Raw genomic sequence first — 1,226 nt, 5'->3', positions numbered from 1 at the left:
TAAGTTGTTCTTGTTAAGTCTTGTTGTTTCTTGTAACAACATTGACTATTCTATCATAATTCTTATATGTATTTAATATTAAATGTTATTCTATTTGTTATCAGCTTAATATTACTAGGAATCTATGCTGTTATCTCAGTTATTCTTATATTGATACACTAGGTAGTGTTTCCCGCTATAATAAGTTTTAACTTATTGCAAATAGTAGATATACAATTTAGTTATGAGTTAATAACTAAATAAAATAAACCACAGAATAAAAATTTAATACTGTGGTTTACCTTATTTGCTAGTTAACTCTTAATACTTAAGAATTATATTAAAAACTATTGATTCATTATTTCAACATTGTATTTTTCTCTAAGCTCACTATTTAACTGTGAATATCTATATGTTTGTCTTTGTTGTAATAGGTTATTTTTAATCATATCCTTTACTTCGTCAAAAGACTGTACAGAACCTGGCACCTTTTCATCAACTCTTATTATATGATATCCAAATTGCGTTTTAACAGGTTTGCTTAGTTCATCTAATTCAAGAGTGAAAGCAGCTTCTTCAAACTCAGGTACCATTTGTCCTCTTGCAAATCTTCCAAGACTTCCCCCTTGAGCTTTTGATGGACATGAAGAAAACTCTTTAGCAGCATCTTCAAAAGCCATTCCATTATTTATTTTATTAATAATTTCTTCAGCCTTCTCTTCACTTTCAATTAATATATGTTTTGCACTTACCATCTCTGGATTGTTGAACATATGCTTATTAGCTTCATAGTAGGATTTAATCTCTTCATCTGTAACTTTAACTTCACTCATAACCTTTGATATTGCAATCTGTGTTAATATTTCTTTTTTTGCTTTTTCTAATTGTGCAATATATTCCTTATCTTCTTCTATTCCAGCATCCTTAGCATAGTTATAAATTAATTCAAAAGATATTATCTCATCTAGTAACTGTTTTTTCCCCTGTTCTGTCTGCAGATACCCCTGTCTTTCTCTTGGAAATCTTTTTATAGTATCTTCTAACTCCTTTTCTGTAATCTGTAAACCGTTTACAATAGCTAATACATTGTTTTCCATATCTTTTCTCCTTGCTTTTTATTTTATTGACACAATTAATTATGTCACAATTTTTACTATTTTTCTATATAATATTAGTTTATTCTTCTTTTATATGTAAGTTTACGTATAAAAATTGATATAAAAAAAACTCAGAATAAAATCTGAGTT

The 1,226-nt window shown here is 27.5% G+C and carries 1 protein-coding gene; it reads right to left on the bottom strand.

Annotated features, from left to right (window positions below):
* Positions 1–326: 326 nt before the first annotated feature.
* Positions 327–1,076 (bottom strand): peptidylprolyl isomerase, encoded by a 750-nt coding sequence (locus N4T77_RS20080; protein ID WP_261673638.1) that lies wholly within the window; start codon positions 1,074–1,076, stop codon positions 327–329.
* Between the last annotated feature and the right edge of the window lie 150 nt (positions 1,077–1,226).

The organism is Clostridium sp. CX1 (assembly GCF_025398335.1).
GTDB classification, from domain to species: Bacteria; Bacillota; Clostridia; order Clostridiales; family Clostridiaceae; genus Clostridium_AM; species Clostridium_AM tanneri.
This window is presented reverse-complemented; position numbering and strand designations above follow the sequence as displayed.

Coding starts and splice junctions, on each gene's coding strand:
- N4T77_RS20080 (WP_261673638.1), bottom strand. CDS start 1,076: ATGGAAAACAATGTATTAGCTATTGTAAACGGTTTACAGATTACAGAA.